The sequence below is a fragment of the Pseudomonas sp. B21-047 genome (assembly GCF_024748775.1).
In the GTDB taxonomy this organism is placed as follows: domain Bacteria; phylum Pseudomonadota; class Gammaproteobacteria; order Pseudomonadales; family Pseudomonadaceae; genus Aquipseudomonas; species Aquipseudomonas capeferrum.
Genome location: NZ_CP087169.1, coordinates 359,686 through 376,434 on the forward strand (window position 1 = coordinate 359,686; position 16,749 = coordinate 376,434).

Annotated in this window: 12 protein-coding genes; 5 read left to right on the top strand and 7 right to left on the bottom strand. The window is 63.0% G+C overall.

Going from position 1 to position 16,749, the window contains the following annotated elements; genetic code table 11:
• The first annotated feature begins 12 nt into the window (after nucleotides 1-12).
• A complete protein-coding gene (locus tag LOY26_RS01590; protein ID WP_258714322.1) occupies nucleotides 13-588 on the top strand; it encodes a DUF2780 domain-containing protein in 576 nt (191 codons plus the stop codon).
• Between the two features lie 150 nt (nucleotides 589-738).
• Here the strand turns inward: LOY26_RS01590 and LOY26_RS01595 are convergent, their stop codons facing one another.
• Together LOY26_RS01595 and LOY26_RS01600 are read right to left on the bottom strand one after the other, a co-directional pair.
• Nucleotides 739-2,088: an APC family permease gene (locus LOY26_RS01595; protein WP_186666131.1), complete on the bottom strand. Its 1,350-nt coding sequence runs from the start codon at nucleotides 2,086-2,088 to the stop codon at nucleotides 739-741.
• A 214-nt stretch (nucleotides 2,089-2,302) separates the two neighbouring features.
• Nucleotides 2,303-3,193 (bottom strand): acyltransferase, encoded by an 891-nt coding sequence (locus LOY26_RS01600; protein WP_186658545.1) that lies wholly within the window; start codon nucleotides 3,191-3,193, stop codon nucleotides 2,303-2,305.
• A gap of 182 nt (nucleotides 3,194-3,375) precedes the next feature.
• Here LOY26_RS01600 and LOY26_RS01605 point away from each other — a divergent pair, with 182 nt between their 5' ends.
• From LOY26_RS01605 to creD, 4 genes are all read left to right on the top strand, one after another.
• Entirely contained in the window at nucleotides 3,376-3,876 is a 501-nt protein-coding gene (locus LOY26_RS01605) for an ATP-dependent zinc protease (RefSeq protein WP_095065441.1), read from the top strand.
• A 177-nt stretch (nucleotides 3,877-4,053) separates the two neighbouring features.
• A complete protein-coding gene (gene creB, locus LOY26_RS01610) occupies nucleotides 4,054-4,734 on the top strand; it encodes a two-component system response regulator CreB (protein WP_258714323.1) in 681 nt (226 codons plus the stop codon).
• Complete coding sequence (gene creC, locus LOY26_RS01615) at nucleotides 4,734-6,167, top strand: two-component system sensor histidine kinase CreC (protein ID WP_186664716.1); 1,434 nt, start codon at nucleotides 4,734-4,736, stop codon at nucleotides 6,165-6,167. Before creB ends, creC begins: the two co-directional genes overlap by 1 nt.
• A gap of 100 nt (nucleotides 6,168-6,267) precedes the next feature.
• Complete coding sequence (gene creD / locus LOY26_RS01620; RefSeq protein WP_186664719.1) at nucleotides 6,268-7,596, top strand: cell envelope integrity protein CreD; 1,329 nt, start codon at nucleotides 6,268-6,270, stop codon at nucleotides 7,594-7,596.
• A 124-nt stretch (nucleotides 7,597-7,720) separates the two neighbouring features.
• On the opposite strand, the gene LOY26_RS01625 is transcribed toward creD, so the two are convergent.
• The 5 genes from LOY26_RS01625 to aceE form a co-directional block, all read right to left on the bottom strand.
• On the bottom strand, nucleotides 7,721-8,344 hold the full coding sequence (locus tag LOY26_RS01625) for a glutathione S-transferase (RefSeq protein WP_258714324.1): 624 nt from the start codon (nucleotides 8,342-8,344) through the stop codon (nucleotides 7,721-7,723).
• Nucleotides 8,345-8,347: 3 nt separating this feature from the next.
• Nucleotides 8,348-9,016 carry a peptide-methionine (S)-S-oxide reductase MsrA gene (msrA, locus tag LOY26_RS01630; protein WP_186664722.1) on the bottom strand — a complete coding sequence of 223 codons (669 nt, stop codon included), beginning with the start codon at nucleotides 9,014-9,016 and terminating at the stop codon, nucleotides 8,348-8,350.
• Between the two features lie 103 nt (nucleotides 9,017-9,119).
• The gene (locus LOY26_RS01635) at nucleotides 9,120-11,810 is read right to left on the bottom strand and encodes an EAL domain-containing protein (RefSeq protein WP_033703122.1); all 2,691 of its coding nucleotides are present in this window, start codon (nucleotides 11,808-11,810) and stop codon (nucleotides 9,120-9,122) included.
• A 313-nt stretch (nucleotides 11,811-12,123) separates the two neighbouring features.
• Complete coding sequence (aceF, locus tag LOY26_RS01640) at nucleotides 12,124-13,764, bottom strand: dihydrolipoyllysine-residue acetyltransferase (RefSeq protein ID WP_047583686.1); 1,641 nt, start codon at nucleotides 13,762-13,764, stop codon at nucleotides 12,124-12,126.
• A 13-nt stretch (nucleotides 13,765-13,777) separates the two neighbouring features.
• The gene (aceE, locus tag LOY26_RS01645; RefSeq protein WP_033703119.1) at nucleotides 13,778-16,423 is read right to left on the bottom strand and encodes a pyruvate dehydrogenase (acetyl-transferring), homodimeric type; all 2,646 of its coding nucleotides are present in this window, start codon (nucleotides 16,421-16,423) and stop codon (nucleotides 13,778-13,780) included.
• Nucleotides 16,424-16,749 lie beyond the last annotated feature (326 nt).

Genomic DNA, 16,749 nt, shown 5'->3' on the forward strand with positions numbered 1-16,749 from the left:
AGGTCCCTCCCGATGAAAGCTCTCACCCTGGCAACCCTGATGACCCTGGCCGCAAGCCCGGTGTTCGCCTTCAACCTCAGCGACGCCGCCAACGCCGTGTCGGCCATGCAAAACCAGAAACAGCAGGGCCAGGTGCAGGCGCCCGAGGCGCAGGCCAATTTGCTCAATACCTTGGGCAGTGAACTGAAGATCACCCCGGAACAGGCAGTGGGTGGGGCAGGGGCGATGCTGGGGTTGGCGCGCAACAACCTGAGTTCTGACGATTACGGCCAACTGACCAAAGCCGTGCCCGGGCTGGACCTGCTGTCGGGTGCCAATGCGCTGGGCGGGTTGAGCGGGCTGGGTGAACTGCTGGGCAAGAACAGCGAAAGCCAGTCGGCGTTGAGCAATGCGCTGGGCAATAACGTGGAAAACCGCAGCGACCTGGACAGTGCGTTCAAGGCGCTGGGGATGGATACCGGGATGATCGGGCAGTTTGCGCCCTTGATTCTGCAGTATCTGGGGCAGCAGGGGATTGCCGGGTCGTTGCTGCAGAACCTGGGTAGCCTTTGGACTACCCCGGCGCCCTTGACCCAGCCATCGGTCTGAAGGACAGGCGCGGCCTGTAGGAGCGGCCTTGCGTCGCGAAAGGGCTGCGTAGCGGCCCATCGATATTAGCGGCGACGCTGAAATCCGGGGGCCGCTGCGCAGCCCTTTCGCGACGCAAGGCCGCTCCTACAAGAGCACGTTCAGCTTAGGTCAGGTGGCTTCGGTGAAATCCACCAAGCGCACCGGGCGGCGGAAGCCAGCGGTCAGCACCGCCAGATACGCCAGCCCCAACGCAAACCAGCACAGCCCAATCACCAACGTCAGCGCCGACAGGCTGGTCCACAGCCACAATGTCAGGCTCAACCCCACCAGCGGCACCGCGCCATAGCACAGCAAGCCTTTAAGGTTACGCTGCGCGCTGTCGTTCATCAGGTGCGTCTTCACCACTGCCAGGTTAACCGCCGAAAACGCCACCAGCGCGCCAAAGCTGATCAACGAGGCGAGGGTGGCCAGGTCGATCACCAGCGCCAGCAACGAGAACGCCGACACCAGCAGGATGGCGAACACTGGCGTGCCGAAGCGTGGCGACAGATACCCGAATGTGCGCTGTGGCAGCACTTTGTCACGCCCCATGGTGAACAGGATGCGCGACACCGCCGCCTGCGAGGCCAGCGCCGAACCCAGGCTGCCGGCAACGAACGCAGCCGTGAAGAAGTTGGCCAGGAACTGCCCGCCCGCCTTGAACATCACCTCGTTCGCCGCCGCATCGGCATTGACGAAGGTGCTGCCCGGGAACACCAGTTGGCTGACGTAGGCCAGTACGGTGAACAGCACGCCGGCACACAGCGTGGTCAGGATGATTGCCCGTGGCACGTCGCGGCGGGCGTCGCGGCATTCTTCGGCCAGGGTCGAGACAGCATCGAAACCGAGGAACGACAGGCACAGTACTGCAGCACCGGCCATCAGCGGGCCAAAACCAGGCTGGGTGCCGTCACCCATCAGCGGTGACAGCAAGTCCACCGGCTGGCCGGCCAGGGTCTGGCAAGACAGCGCCACGAACACCCCGATGAACACGATCTGCGCGCCGACGATGAGGTTGCTGGCCTTGGCCACCGAGTGGATACCGATCACGTTGAGTACGGTCACCAGTGCGATCGAGGCAAGGATGAGGGACCAGGCTGGGATGGCGGGGAAGGCGATGTTGAGGAACAGGCCGATGAGCAGGTAGTTGATCATCGGGATGAACAGGTAATCGAGAAGCAGCGACCAGCCGGCGAGAAAGCCCACGTTTGAGCCAAACGCCATGTTGCTGTAGGAGTACGCCGAACCCGCGACCGGGAAGCGCTTGACCATGAAGCTGTAAGACGTGGCGGTGAACGACATGGCCAGCAACGTGACCAGGTAGGCGCCAGCGGTGCGGCCACCGGTGAGCTCGGTGACGATGCCGTAGGTGGTGAAGATGGTCAGCGGGACCATGTAGACAAGGCCGAAAAACACCAGGGCGGGCAGGCCGAGGACACGGCGGAGCTGGGCGGGGGCGGAGCTAGGTTGGTTGGCCATTGATCGATCCAGGCATTTTTTGTAATTGTGCTTTGATCGATTTTTATCCACTTATGGGGATGATGACAAAGAAGTAATCCTTATGCTGATTATTAGTCAGGCTTTTAATCGAGTTTATCTGGGGGGGGCGTCTTCGCGGGGCAAGCCCGCTCCCACAGGCCCACCACTATCCGTGGGAGCGGGCTTGCCCCGCGAAGAGGCCGGCCCAGGCTTACTACTTAGCCAATTCCCCACGCAACTGCTCGATCCGCTGATCCTTCTCCAGCCACAGCTGATTCACCCACGCCTGCACGGACTGCCGGAAGGCCGGGTCATTTTCATAATCCCCATCCCACAATGCCGGGTCCAGCTCACGCACTTGGATGTCGATAATCACCCGGCTAATGCTGCCATTGAGCAAGTCCCAGAAGCCGGGCGCCTTGTGGCCGGGGTAAACGATGGTCACGTCCAGCAGCGCGTCCAGCTGCTCGCCCAGCGCTGCCAGCACAAAAGCCACGCCCCCGGCCTTGGGCTTTAGCAGGTGACGGTAAGGCGATTGCTGCTCTTGGCGCTTGGCCTCGGTGAAGCGTGTGCCTTCGAGGTAGTTGACCACGGTCACCGGCTGGCGCTTGAACAGCTCGCAGGCGGCTTTGGTGATTTCCAGGTCCTTGCCCTTGAGCTCGGGGTGCTTGTCCAGAAACGCCTTGCTGTAGCGCTTCATGAATGGGTAATCCAGCCCCCACCAGGCCAGGCCCAGCAGCGGTACCCAGATCAGCTCCTTCTTGAGGAAGAACTTGAAGAACGGCGTGCGGCGGTTGAGGCTTTCGATCAGCGCGGGGATGTCGACCCAGCTCTGGTGGTTACTCACGGCCAGGTACGAGGTGTCCTTGCGCAGGCGCTCGACGCCGCGGATGTCCCACTGGGTGGGGATGCACAGGGCAAAGATCGCTTTGTCGATCTCCGACCAGGTTTCAGCCACCCACATCACCGCGGCGGATGCGTAGTCGCGGCCACGGCCCGGCAGCACCAGCTTGAGCAGGGCAAACACCAGCAGCGGGCAGATCAACACCACGGTGTTGAGCAGCAACAGAAGGGTTGTGAGAATGCCGGTCAGCAGGCGACGCATAAAGAAACTCTTGTTGTGAGATAAACGCGGTCGGCAATGATAAGCAGCGATGCGCCCCACGCCAAATTTCCAGTGCCCGTCGGCGGGGACAAATGTTTCACATTGTGTTGATTACCCTGTAACGACGAACCTATTCAACGTGTGCAGTCTAAGCACTGTCTGCAATCAAGGAAGCGTAACCCGTGAAATCACTGCTTGCCCTGTTGTCGCTGTTTGCCTTGCCGGTCATGGCCGCTGAGCCGACGATTTATGGCCGTTACGAAAACATTGCCCTGCCGGAAATCGGCGAAACGCTGAAGGCCAAGATGGACACTGGCGCCTTCACTGCATCGCTGTCGGCCAAGGACATCGAGCTGTTCACCCGCGATGGCGATGAGTGGGTGCGCTTCCGTCTGGCGACCAAGGAGTCCGACGGCAAGGTCTACGAGCACAAGGTCTCGCGCATCAGCAAGATCAAGGGCCGTGCCGACGAAGAGGAAGAAGGCGATGCGCCGGAAATCTCCAAGCGTCCGGTGGTGGACCTGGAGTTGTGCCTGGGTGATGAGAAGCGCACCGTTGAGGTGAACCTGGTAGACCGCAGCAGCTTCAACTACCCGCTGTTGATCGGGTCAAAGGCGTTGCGTGAGTTCAAGGCGGCGGTCAACCCGGCCAAGAAGTTTACCGCGGGCAAGCCGGACTGCTGACCTGGAACCTGACTGGCCCATTGTAGGAGCGGCCTTGCGTCGCGATAGGGCTGCGTAGCGGCCCCGGCGATTTATGCCACTACAGAAAACCTGGGGCCGCTACGCACCCCTATCGCGACGCAAGGCCGCTCCTACACAATAGTGCGTCGCCATCGACATTTGCACAGGCCGCGCACCATGCCCCATATCCTCATCGTCGAAGACGAAGCCGCCATCGCCGACACGCTGGTCTACGCCCTGCAGGCCGATGGCCACAGCACCGAATGGGTGACCCTGGGCAGCGCGGCCCTCGATAAGCAACGCCAGCGCCCGGCCGACCTGATCATCCTCGACATCGGCCTGCCCGATATCAGTGGCTTCGAAACCTGCCGCCAGCTACGCCGCTTCAGCGAAGTGCCGGTGATGTTCCTCAGCGCCCGCGACGGCGAAATCGACCGGGTGGTGGGCCTGGAGATCGGTGCCGACGATTATGTCGTCAAACCCTTCAGCCCGCGCGAGGTGGCCGCGCGCGTGCGGGCGATCCTCAAGCGCATGGCGCCAAGGGCTGAGCCTGCTGCTGTGGCAACGCTGTTCCAGCTCGACACCCTGCGCATGCAGATCAGCTACCGCAACCAGCCGCTGGCCCTGACCCGCCATGAGTTCCGCCTGCTGCAATGCCTGCTGGAGCAGCCCCAGCGGGTATTCAGCCGCGAGCAATTGCTCGATGCCTTGGGGGTGGCCTCCGACGTGGGCTACGAGCGCACCATCGACAGCCATATCAAGAGCCTGCGTGCCAAGTTGCGCCTGGTGGCCAGCGCGGCAGAGCCGATCCAGACCCACCGCGGCCTGGGCTACAGCTACAGCCCGGATCACGCCTGATGCGCCTGGGCATCCGGATCTTCCTGGTGTATTTCCTGTTCGTTGGGCTGGCAGGCTACTTTCTGCTCAACACAGTGCGCGAGCAGATCCGCCCGGTGGTGCGCCAATCGTCCGAGGAAACCCTGGTAGACACCGCCAACCTGCTGGCGGAGATCCTGCACGATGACGTCAAGGCCGGCACCCTCGGCCAGAGCCGCCTGCCCGAAGTGCTCAAGGCCTATGGGTCGCGTAGCCCGGGCGCGCAGATCTGGGGGTTGGCGAAGAACCAGGTCAGCCACCGCATCTACGTGACTGACGCCAAAGGCATCGTCCTGCTCGACTCCAGCGGTGAAGGCCTGGGCAAGGACTATTCGAAGTGGAACGATGTCTACCTCACCCTGCGCGGCGAATACGGTGCCCGCTCCACGCGCAGCGTCGCTGATGACGAAAGCACCTCGGTGATGCACGTGGCCGCGCCGATCATCGATGACGGCCGGATCATCGGCGTGGTGACCGTGGCCAAGCCCAACAGCTCGCTGCAACCCTACATCGACCGCTCCGAGCAGCGCTTGCTGACGTTGGGCCTGGGCTTGATCGGCCTGGGCCTGTTGATCGGTGCCGCGCTGTCGTGGTGGCTGGCGCGCTCGCTGCGCAGGCTGGCCCGCTACGCCCAGGCCGTCAGCGAAGGCGAACGCGCGGCGCTGCCGCACTACAAGGGCGGTGAGCTGGCGCACCTGGCCAATGCGGTGGAGCGCATGCGTACGCAACTGGAAGGCAAAGCGTACGTCGAGCGCTACGTGCATACCCTGACCCACGAACTGAAAAGCCCGCTGGCGGCCATTCGCGGTGCTTCCGAGTTGCTGCAGGGCGAGATGCCGGCCGAACAGCGGGCGCGCTTTGTGGGCAACATCGAACGGGAGAGCGAGCGCTTGCAACAGATGATCGAGCGCCTGCTCAACCTGGCGCGGGTCGAGCAGATGCAGGCGCTGGAAGACGAACAGCAGGTGGCGCTGGCATCGCTGGTCGACGAACTGCTGCTGGCCCATGCGGCACGTATCGAAGGGGCTGGCTTGCAGGTGCGACAGCGGGTGCCGGTAGGGCTGCGGTTGTTGTGTGATCCGTTTCTGATGCGCCAGGCGCTGGCCAACCTGCTCGATAACGCGCTGGACTTTACCCCGGTGGGCGGGGCGCTGCTGTTCGAGCTGGAGCGCGAGGGCGGGCGCGTGGCATTGAGCCTGTTCAACCAGGGGCAGGCTATCCCGGCGTATGCCATCGGGCGGGTCAGCGAGCGGTTCTACTCACTGCCACGGCCGGGCAGCGGGCGCAAGAGTACCGGGCTGGGGCTGAATTTTGTGGCTGAGGTGATGCAGTTGCATGGCGGCACGTTGGCGGTGGATAACGTTGACGGCGGGGTGCGGGTGCGGTTGTGGCTGCCGATGCGGCGTATCAGCTGAGGTTGCTGGGGCTACGCGCAAAAACACGCAATCTCCATAGAGTCTCCCCAAAGCCTCCATGCAAGGCGCAGACACTGCGCCCACTGCCATAGGAGGCCCCATGAACAAGACCTTGAGTTTCAAGCTCGGCATGATTGCCCTGCTGATGTTGCTGTTGCTGATCCCCCTGCTGCTGATCAACGGCCTTATCGACGAGCGCCAGAGCCTGCGTGACAGTGTGGTGCGGGACATCGCCCAGAGCGCCAGTTTCGACCAGCAGCTCAGCGGCCCGCTGCTGGTGGTGCCCTATCGCAAGTACCAACGGCGCTGGATCGACAAGGACGGCGAGCGTACCCAGGAGACCAGCACCGTCGCCGGCCATCTGTACTTCCTCCCGGAAACCTTCGACGCCGACCTGGGCGTGGAGACCGAGCTGCGCGCACGCGGTATCTACCAGGCGCGGCTGTTTCACGCCAAGGGCCGTATCAGTGGCCGCTTCAAACTGCCCGAGCGCTGGGGCATCGACAAGGACTTCGACGACTACCGGTTCGACAAGCCCTTCCTGGTGGTGGGCATCAGCGATATCCGCGGCATCGAGAACGGCCTGGAGCTGACCTTCGACGAACGCAAATTGCCGTTCGAAGCCGGCACCGGGCTCAGCTGGATGCGCGCGGGCGTGCATGCCAGTCTGCCAGGGCTGGATGGCCTGCAGGCGCGCGAGTTCAGCTATGGCTTCGACCTGGCGTTGCAGGGCACTGGCCAGCTGCAGGTATTGCCGGTGGGCCGCACCAGCAGTGTCGACCTGCGCGCCAACTGGCCGCACCCAAGCTTCATCGGCAGCTACCTGCCCAGCCGTCGCGACATCGATGCCCAGGGCTTCAGTGCCCATTGGCAGACGTCGTTCTTCGCCACCAACCTCGAAGACGCCCTGCGCCAGTGCGCCAGCGGGGGGGAGTGCACGGACTTCAGCGAGCGGACCTTCGGCGTGAGCTTCGTCGACCCAGTGGACCAGTACCTGAAGAGCGAGCGGGCGATCAAATATGCGTTGTTGTTCATCGCGCTGACCTTTGCCGGCTTCTTCCTGTTCGAGGTGTTGAAAAACCTCAGCGTGCACCCGGTGCAGTACATCCTGGTGGGAGTGGCGCTGGCGTTCTTCTACCTGCTGTTGCTGTCGTTGTCCGAGCACATTGGCTTCGGCCCGGCGTATGGGCTGTCGGCTTTGGCCTGTGTGTTGCTGATTGGCTTCTACCTGAGCCACGTGTTGCACAGCCTCGGCCGTGGGGTGGGGTTTGCAGCAGGGTTGGCAGCGCTGTACGCGATGCTTTATGGGCTGCTCAGCGCCGAGGACTATGCGCTGCTGATGGGCTCGCTGCTGTGCTTTGGCTTGCTGGGCGTGTTCATGGTGCTGACCCGGCGGCTGGACTGGGCACGGGTGGGGAGGGCGGCATGAGGGAGGATAGAGAAATCGGGCGCTGGTTGGCCCGCAGGATCGGGCAGTTGTTTCCTGTGATACCCAAGTAAGGCTTGGGGCTGCTTTGCAGCCCATTCGCGGGGCAAGCCCGCGAATGGCCCTGTCAGGCTGTCGGTGCTGTGGCGACCATCGAAGGCCGCTTGGCCACCTCGGCATACCAGGCCGCCAACCTAGGCTGGTGCTCACGCCAGCCAAAATCAGGCTGGCGCAAATCCAGGTATCCCAGTGCGCACGCCACACCGATTGCCGCCAGATCAAAGCCCGAGATCAGCTCCGCCAGGTGCTCCTGCTCCAGGTTGGCCAGGCTGCGGCGGATCTTCTCGCCCTGCGCTTCAAGCCAGCCGTCCCAGCGCTTGCCTTCAGGCCGCAGGAAGCTCTCATAGCGCGACGACACCGCCGCATCCATGATCGCATCGGCCTGCGACACCAGCGTCATGCGCCGCCAGCGCGCCGAGCCTTCACGCGGCAGCAACGGCAGGCCGACATGCTGCAGGTCCAGGTACTCGCAGATCACCCGGCTGTCGTGCAGCACCGTGCCGTCGTCCAGGCGCAGGGCCGGGATCTTGCCGATCGGGTTGCCCTGGTTGAGCTGCGCGTCGCCGCTCACCGGGCTGATGTTCACCGGTTGCAGGGTGACGCGGTCAAGCTGGCCAGTCTCGTGCAGCACTACCATGACCTTGCGCACGAAGGGCGATAGTGGCGAGTGGAACAGCGTCATCGTGGCCATGGTTCAGTTGCCTTGCAGGCTGGGCGGCAGGCACACGCCGGTACCGCCGATGCCGCAGTAGCCGCCCGGGTTCTTGGCCAGGTACTGCTGGTGGTAGGCCTCGGCGAAGTACACGGTTGGCGCTTGGTCGATCTCGGTGGTGATCTCGCCGAAACCGGCCTTGTTCAGCTCGGCCTGGAAGGCGTTGCGGCTGGCCTTGGCTTCGTCGAGCTGCTGCGGCGAGGTGCAGTAGATGGCCGAGCGGTACTGGGTGCCGACATCGTTGCCCTGACGCATGCCCTGTGTCGGGTTGTGCAGTTCCCAGAACATCGCCAGCAACTCGCGGTAGCTGAGCTTGTTCTTGTCGAACACCACCAGCACCACTTCGGTGTGGCCGGTCAGGCCCGAGCAGACCTCTTCGTAGGTGGGGTTGGGGGTGAAGCCGCCGGCATAGCCGACCACGGTGCTGACCACGCCTTCACGCTGCCAGAAGCGGCGCTCGGCGCCCCAGAAGCAGCCCAGGCCGAAGATGGCGAAGTCGATGTCACCTTCGAAGAACGGGCCGAGCAGGGGCGTGCCCTCGAACACATGGTGGAACTCGGGCAGGGACATTGGGGTTTCGCGGCCAGGCAGCGCCTGCTCCGCAGTTGGCATGACGTTTTTGTTCACCAGGATTTCCGAACGCAGGACCATGGCCGTTCCTCTTTTTTTTTCAGATATCTGTTTGTCAGATAGATAAGTGTGGGCCGCGAAAGGGCCCGAATGGACTCTATAGTGCACGAGGTTGACGCTGCTGTCAGGCCACCGGGCCGCGCGGATAGCGCTTGAGTTTCTCGGCCAGCTCACGCCCCGGAATCGGCCGATCGAACAGATAGCCCTGGCCCACATCGCAGCGGTGCCGGCGCAGAAACGCCAATTGCGCCGGGGTCTCGATGCCCTCGGCCACCACCTTGAGCTTGAGGTTATGGGCCATGGCCACCACCGCCGAGGTGATCTCCATGTCGTCCTGGTTGTCGGGGATTTCGTTGATGAAGCTGCGGTCGATCTTGATGATGTCGATCGGAAACTTCTTCAGGTAGCTCAACGACGAATAGCCCGTGCCGAAGTCGTCCATGGCCAAGGTCAGGCCCAGGGCCTTGAGCTCGTCGAGCTGGCGGTGGGTGTCTTCGGTCGCTTCCAGCAGCAGGCCTTCGGTCAGCTCCAGCTCCAGCAGGTGCGGGGGCAGGGCCTCCTCCTTGATGATCGAGCTGATCGACGCTACCAGGTCAGGGTCGGAAAACTGCTTGGGCGACAGGTTGATGGCCACGTGCAGGTTGCCCATGCCGGCCTCGCGCAGCTGTTGGCTCATGCGGCACGCCTGGCGCACCACCCACTTGCCGATGGGGATGATCAGGCCGGTTTCCTCGGCCACGCTGATGAACTGGTCCGGGCGGATCATGCCGCGCTCGGGGTGGTTCCAGCGCAGCAGTGCCTCCAGCCCCAGCAGGCGGCCGCTGCGCAGGCACAGCTTGGGCTGGTAGAACACCTCCAGCTCGTTCTGGGTCAGGGCGCGGCGCAGGTTGTTCTCGACGAACAGCTTGTAACTGGCCTCGGCATTGAGCACTTCGGTAAACACCTGCACCTGGTGCTTGCCGTTGGCTTTGGCCTTGTGCAGGGCCAGGCCTGCGTTTTTCATCAGGCTCGCCGGGTCGATGCCATGCAGCGGCGCGCAGGCCAGGCCCACCGAGGCGGTGACGTTGATCAGCTGGTTGTCGACGAACATCGGTTTGTCGAGGGTGCGCAGCAATTGCTGGGCGACGCCCTGGCCATCTTCCAGGTGGGTGTCGTCGAGCAGCACGGCAAACTCGTTGCTGGCAAAGCGCGCCAGGATGCCGCCGGCGCTGAGGCTGTTGCGCAACCGGCGGGCGAGGCTGACCAGCAGCTTGTCACCGGTCTGGTGGCCGAGGCTGTCGTTGATGCGCTTGAAGTTGTCGATGTCCACCAGCAGCAGGCACATGGAATGCTCGTCGTTGCGGGCAAAGCGCTCGTCGAGGCTGCGGATGAAGGCCGGGCGGTTGCCCAGGTTGGTCAGGTTGTCGGTGTAGGCCAGGCGTTCGATGCGTTGCTGGGCCAGCTTGGTCTGGGTGACATCTTCGTAGATGCCGATGTAGTGGGTCAGCTCGCGGTTGTCACCATACACCTTGGAAATCGACAGCTGGCCCCAGTAGGGCTCGAGGTTTTTACGCCGGCTCTTGAATTCGCCCTGCCAACTGTTGCCCATGGCCAGGCTCGACGGCGAATCGAACAGCAGCTCGCTGAGGTTTTCCAGGGCGGGCAGTTCGGCCAGTTGGCGGCCCTGGACTTCGTCGGTGCTGTATTGGGTGATCGCGGTGAAGCTTGGGTTGACGTACTCCACCACGCCATCGCGGTTGACCAGCAAAAAGGCGCTGGCGCTTTGCTCTACGGCGCGCTGGAACAGGTGCAGGGCACTGGCTGCCGTGCGCCGGTTGTGGTTGGTGATGACCTGGGCGAACTGGTCGGCCAGCTCACCGGCAAAGGCGATTTCGTCAGACTGCCAGGCCCGCGGCTGGCCGCTCTGCTCCAGGCACAACACGCCGATGACCTGGCCATCGACGCGCACGCTGGCATCGAGCATGGCTTTGTTGTCGGGGCGCAGGCTTTGCGTCAGGGCGCGGGTGCGCGGGTCGTGGCTAGCGTTGTGGGCGTCGATGGCGCGGCTGGCGTGCAGGGCGTCGAGGTAGTCGGGAAAGCGGCTGGCATCGATGGCTTCGGGCAGGCGGTGTTGCTGCTCGTGGCGATACCAGGCGCTGATCGGCTCCAGGCGCTGGTCTTCCAGGTGCCAGATGCTGGCGCTGTCGACCTTGTAGATTTCGCAGGCGCTCTGGGTGATCAGCTCGGCAGCTTCGAGCAGCGAGTTCCCGGCACTGTAGCGCTGGCGGGCCAGGCGCAGGATGAGGTCTTGCTGGCCACGCACCCGCTCCAGGTGTTCAAGCTGTTCTTGCTGGGCGCGCTGGTTGAGTTGCAGGGCCAGCTGCAGGCGGGTGTTGCGTGACTCCAGCTCGCTGGGGTCTGCGTCGTTGGCGTCGTCGGGCGGGTCGTCGAGCACGCTCAGGTAGCCGCGCAGCAGTTGGCGATTGTGCTGCCTGTAGGCCTCCCCGGCTTCCACCAGGCGCAGCGATGCACCAGGGCCATGCAAGGTGTAGCGCACCCGGTAATAGCCGCGACGGGCCAGTTGCGACTGGATTTCATCGTGCAACCTGTAGCGGGCCTCGGGTTCCATCAGGCTGGCATAGGGCGCATCGACGAGGGCACAGAGTTCGCCGGCCTGCAGGCCGAACTGGCGCTCGCAGGCAGGGTCGAGGTAGAGCATTGCCCAGGTGGCTTCGTTGAGCCTTTCGAAACGCAGCATGCCGAGCCGCGAGGGCACGGGTAGCTGCGTGACGACCTCGGCCGCCACACGGCTGGCGGCATCGGGTTGGCTTTTCATCGAAGACTCGCTTGAAGAGGGTGACACGGCCTGGGGGGCGGCGTATCTGGCAAGGTTGCATCATGTCCCGAGGGCTGGCAAGCGGCCATGCGTGATGCTGTGTACGGGTTATCGGCTGTTTGGCCGGAAATGTTAGTTCGCCTTGAGAATTTTGGCGTCTGTGAGATCGAGCGCCGCCCGCGCGGCGCTCGATCTCACAGGCGCCACAACCCTATCGGCGGACAAAAAAAGCCCCGCCAAATGACGGGGTTGAGGTACGAGCGTGGCAGCTCGAAAAGGGTACTGCCCCTCTTGCGAGGGGCAGCTTGCCGCCTTACAGCAGCAGGGTGCGGATATCCGCCAGCACGTCGCCCAGGCGCTTGGTGAAGCGCGCGGCGGCAGCGCCGTTGATCACACGGTGATCGTAGGACAGCGACAGCGGCAGCATCAGCTTCGGCTGGAAGGCTTTGCCATCCCACACCGGCTGCATGGTTGCCTTGGACACACCGAGGATCGCCACCTCTGGCGCATTGACGATCGGCGTGAAGCCGGTGCCGCCAATGTGGCCGAGGCTGGAGATGGTGAAGCAGGCGCCTTGCATGTCGTCGGCCGACAGCTTTTTGGTGCGCGCCTTCTCGGCCAGTGCAGCGGCTTCGGCAGCCAGTTGCAGCAGGTTTTTCTGGTCGACGTTCTTGATCACAGGGACCAGCAGGCCGTCCGGGGTGTCCACGGCAAAGCCGATGTTCACGTACTTCTTGCGGATGATGGCCTTGCCGCTTGGTGCCAGCGAGCTGTTGAAGTCCGGCAGTTCCTTGAGCAGGAAGGCGCAGGCCTTGAGCAGCAGTGGCAGCACGGTCAGCTTGACGCCAGCCTTCTCGGCCACGGCCTTCTGCGCAACGCGGAAGGCTTCCAGCTCGGTGATGTCGGCAGAGTCGAACTGGGTGACGTGCGGCACGTTCAGCCAGCTGCGGTGCAGGTTGGCGGCACCGACCTGCATCAGGCGGGTCAGGGCCACTTCTTCCACTTCGCCGAACTTGCTGAAGTCCACGGCAGGGATCGGCGGGATGCCAGCGCCGCCAGTCGCGCCGGCAGCTGCCGGTGCTTCTTTGGCCTTCTGCATCATCGCCTTGACGTAAACCTGCACGTCTTCTTTCAGGATACGGCCGTGCGGGCCGGTCGCGGCAACCGCGCCCAGCTCGACACCGAACTCACGGGCCAGCTGGCGAACAGCGGGGCCTGCGTGAACCTTGGCGTTGTTGCCGGCAGCCGGTGCGGTAGCGACCGGTGCAGGGGCAGCAGCGGGGGCAGCGGCAGCCGGTGCGGCGGCCGCAGCCGCCTCAGCCTTGGCCGGTGCAGCAGCGGCAGGCGCTGGCGCAGCAGCCGGGGCGGCGCCCGCGACTTCCAGTTTGATGATCAGGTCACCGGTGCCGACTTCGTCGTCCAGCTTGGCGATCACTTCCTTGACCACGCCAGCGGCGGGCGAAGGGATTTCCATGGAGGCCTTGTCGGACTCCAGGGTAATCAGCGACTGGTCGGCTTCGACGGTGTCGCCGACCTTGACCAGCACTTCGATGATCTTGGCCTTGCCCGACGAGCCGATGTCCGGCACGTGGATGTCCTGCACGCTGGCAGCAGCAGGGGCTGCAGCCGGCGCAGGGGCCGCTTCGGCAGCCGGCTTTTCAGCGGCAGCCGGCGCAGCGGCAGGGGCAGGTGCGGCGGCTGGGGCCTCGGACGCAGCAGCGCCCTCGGCTTCCAGAACCAGCAACTCGTCGCCCTCTTTCAGGCGATCGCCCAGCTTGACCTTCAGCTCTTTGACGATGCCTGCCTTGGGGGCCGGGATCTCCATGGAGGCCTTGTCGGACTCCAGGGTCAGCAGGCTCTGGTCAGCCTCGATACGGTCACCGACCTTGACGAACAGCTCGATGATTTCACCTTCACCGCTGCCGATGTCAGGTACGCGAATGAGTTCGCTCACTTAAAAATACTCCTCAGCAGTCCAGTGGGTTGCGCTTGTCCGGATCGATGCCGAACTTGACGATAGCGTCAGCCACCACTTTCGGTTCGATCTCGCCACGGTCAGCCAAGGCTTCCAGGGCAGCCAGCACCACGAAGTGACGGTCGACTTCGAAGAAGTGACGCAGCTTCTTGCGGCTGTCGCTGCGACCGTAACCATCGGTACCCAGGACTTTGAACTCTTTGCTCGGCACCCACTGGCGAATCTGTTCGGCGAACAGCTTCATGTAGTCGGTGGAGGCGATGACCGGGCCTTTGCGACCGTTCAGGCACTCTTCGACGTAAGTCAGCTGAGGCTTCTGGCCAGGCTTGAGGCGGTTGGCGCGTTCCACGGCCAGGCCGTCACGACGCAGTTCGTTGAAGCTGGTGACGCTCCACACGTCGGCACCGACGTTGAACTCTTCACGCAGGATCTTCGCCGCTTCGCGGACTTCGCGCAGGATGGTGCCGGAGCCCATCAGCTGAACGTGGTGCGCGGCTTCGCGGGTGTCTTCTTCGAGCAGGTACATGCCCTTGATGATGCCTTCCTCGACACCGGCCGGCATGGCTGGCTGCTGGTAGGATTCGTTCATCACGGTGATGTAGTAGAAGATGTCCTGTTGCTCTTCGGTCATCTTCTTCATGCCGTCCTGGATGATCACCGCCAGCTCGTAGCCGTAGGTCGGATCATAGGTGCGGCAGTTCGGGATGGTGCCCGCCATCATGTGGCTGTGACCGTCTTCGTGCTGCAGGCCTTCACCGTTGAGGGTGGTGCGGCCGGCGGTACCGCCGATCAGGAAGCCACGGGTGCGGCTGTCGCCAGCGGCCCAGGCCAGGTCGCCGATACGCTGGAAGCCGAACATCGAGTAGAAGATGTAGAACGGCAGCATCGGCTGGTTGTGGCAGCTGTACGAGGTACCGGCAGCGATGAACGACGACATGGCGCCGGCTTCGTTGATGCCTTCCTCGAGGATCTGGCCCTTCTTGTCTTCGCGGTAGAACATCACCTGGTCTTTATCGACTGGCTCGTAGAGCTGGCCGACCGACGAGTAGATGCCCAACTGGCGGAACATGCCTTCCATACCGAAGGTACGGGCTTCGTCCGGGATGATCGGGACGATGCGCTGGCCGATTTCCTTGTCCTTGACCAGCTGCGCCAGGATGCGCACGAAGGCCATGGTGGTGGAAATTTCACGGTCGCCCGAGCCATCCAGGATCGCTTTCAGCGTTTCCAGGGATGGGGTCGGTACGCTGAAGCTCTTGGCGCGGCGCTGAGGTACGAAGCCACCCAGGGCTGCGCGGCGCTCGGCCAGGTACTTGGCTTCGGCAGAACCTTCTTCCGGCTTGAAGAACGGCAGGTTCTCGAGGTCGGCATCCTTGACCGGGATGTCGAAGCGGTCACGGAAGTGACGCAGGCTGTCGACGTCGACCTTCTTGGTGTTGTGCGCGGTGTTCTTGGCTTCGCCTGCACCGGTGCCGTAACCCTTGATGGTCTTGGCCAGGATGACAGTCGGCTGCTCTTTGTGGTTCACCGCCTGGTGGTAAGCCGCGTAGACCTTGTACGGGTCGTGGCCGCCACGGTTGAGCTTCCAGATCTCTTCGTCGGACAGGTCTTCGACCATGGCCTTGAGCTCTGGGGTGTTGAAGAAGTTCTCACGCACGTAGGCGCCGTCTTTGGCTTTGTAGTTCTGGTACTCGCCATCGATGACTTCGTCCATGCGGCGCTGCAGGGCACCGTTGGTGTCCTTGGCCAGCAGTGGGTCCCAGAAACGGCCCCAGACGACTTTGTTGACGTTCCAGCCACCGCCACGGAACACGCCTTCGAGTTCCTGGATGATTTTGCCGTTACCGCGAACTGGGCCGTCGAGGCGCTGCAGGTTGCAGTTGATGACAAAGATCAGGTTGTCCAGCTTCTCGCGGCCAGCCAGGGCGATTGCGCCCAGGGATTCCGGCTCGTCGCACTCGCCGTCGCCCATGAAGCACCAGACCTTCTGCTTGCCGGCCGGGATGAAGCCACGGGCTTCCAGGTACTTCATGAAGCGTGCCTGGTAGATCGCCTGGATCGGGCCCAGGCCCATCGAAACGGTCGGGAACTGCCAGAAGTCAGGCATCAGCCAAGGGTGCGGGTACGAAGACAGGCCTTTGCCGTCCACTTCCTGACGGAAGTTGTTCATCTGGTCTTCGCTGATGCGCCCTTCCATGAAGGCACGGGCGTAGACGCCTGGCGAAGCGTGGCCCTGGAAGAACACCAGGTCGCCGCCGTGTTCTTCGGTCGGGGCCTGGAAGAAGTAGTTGAAGCCGATGTCGTACAGGGTGGCACTGGAGGCGAAGCTGGAGATGTGCCCGCCCAGGTCCGAGTCTTTCAGGTTGGTGCGCATGACCATGGCCAGAGCGTTCCAACGCACCAACGAGCGAATGCGGCGTTCCATGAACAGGTCGCCAGGCATGCGTGCTTCGTGGGTGACAGGGATGGTGTTGCGGTATGGCGTGGTGATCGCATACGGCAGCTGGGAGCCACTACGGGTGGCCAGCTCGCCCATACGGGTCATCAGGTAATGAGCGCGGTCTTCGCCTTCTTTGTCGAGGACCGACTCCAGGGCATCCAGCCATTCCTGGGTTTCGATTGGATCGAGGTCTTGCATGGCTTGCTCCAGGGCGGAAAGGCAACCAGAATCGATTGCCTGAGTTTGCGACTGGCCTTATGGGCAGACGTCGTGAATTCTTGGATTACCGGAGTGTGATCCGGCGCCGTGTAGTTTTACTACAAATGCATTCGCATTTCATGCTTTTAGACAGTCGGGGTAGTAGTAAAACTACAGAAATGCGGCTTTTGGTCGCACCCCTGCTTGTGGGGAAAAACGTTCATGTTGGTTGGCGGTGTGTCGCGAACGGGTGATTCTTGATGTTTTTTGCCAGTGATTCGTTTTTTTTAGCTATTTCCAACTTTTGTATGACAGTCCAACCGTGG

Coding starts and splice junctions, on each gene's coding strand:
- creB (WP_258714323.1), top strand. CDS start 4,054: ATGCCCCATATCCTCATCGTCGAAGACGAAGCCGCCATCGCCGACACG.
- aceE (WP_033703119.1), bottom strand. CDS start 16,423: ATGCAAGACCTCGATCCAATCGAAACCCAGGAATGGCTGGATGCCCTG.
- LOY26_RS01590 (WP_258714322.1), top strand. CDS start 13: ATGAAAGCTCTCACCCTGGCAACCCTGATGACCCTGGCCGCAAGCCCG.
- creD (WP_186664719.1), top strand. CDS start 6,268: ATGAACAAGACCTTGAGTTTCAAGCTCGGCATGATTGCCCTGCTGATG.
- LOY26_RS01635 (WP_033703122.1), bottom strand. CDS start 11,810: ATGAAAAGCCAACCCGATGCCGCCAGCCGTGTGGCGGCCGAGGTCGTC.
- LOY26_RS01595 (WP_186666131.1), bottom strand. CDS start 2,088: ATGGCCAACCAACCTAGCTCCGCCCCCGCCCAGCTCCGCCGTGTCCTC.
- creC (WP_186664716.1), top strand. CDS start 4,734: ATGCGCCTGGGCATCCGGATCTTCCTGGTGTATTTCCTGTTCGTTGGG.
- LOY26_RS01625 (WP_258714324.1), bottom strand. CDS start 8,344: ATGGCCACGATGACGCTGTTCCACTCGCCACTATCGCCCTTCGTGCGC.
- LOY26_RS01600 (WP_186658545.1), bottom strand. CDS start 3,193: ATGCGTCGCCTGCTGACCGGCATTCTCACAACCCTTCTGTTGCTGCTC.
- msrA (WP_186664722.1), bottom strand. CDS start 9,016: ATGGTCCTGCGTTCGGAAATCCTGGTGAACAAAAACGTCATGCCAACT.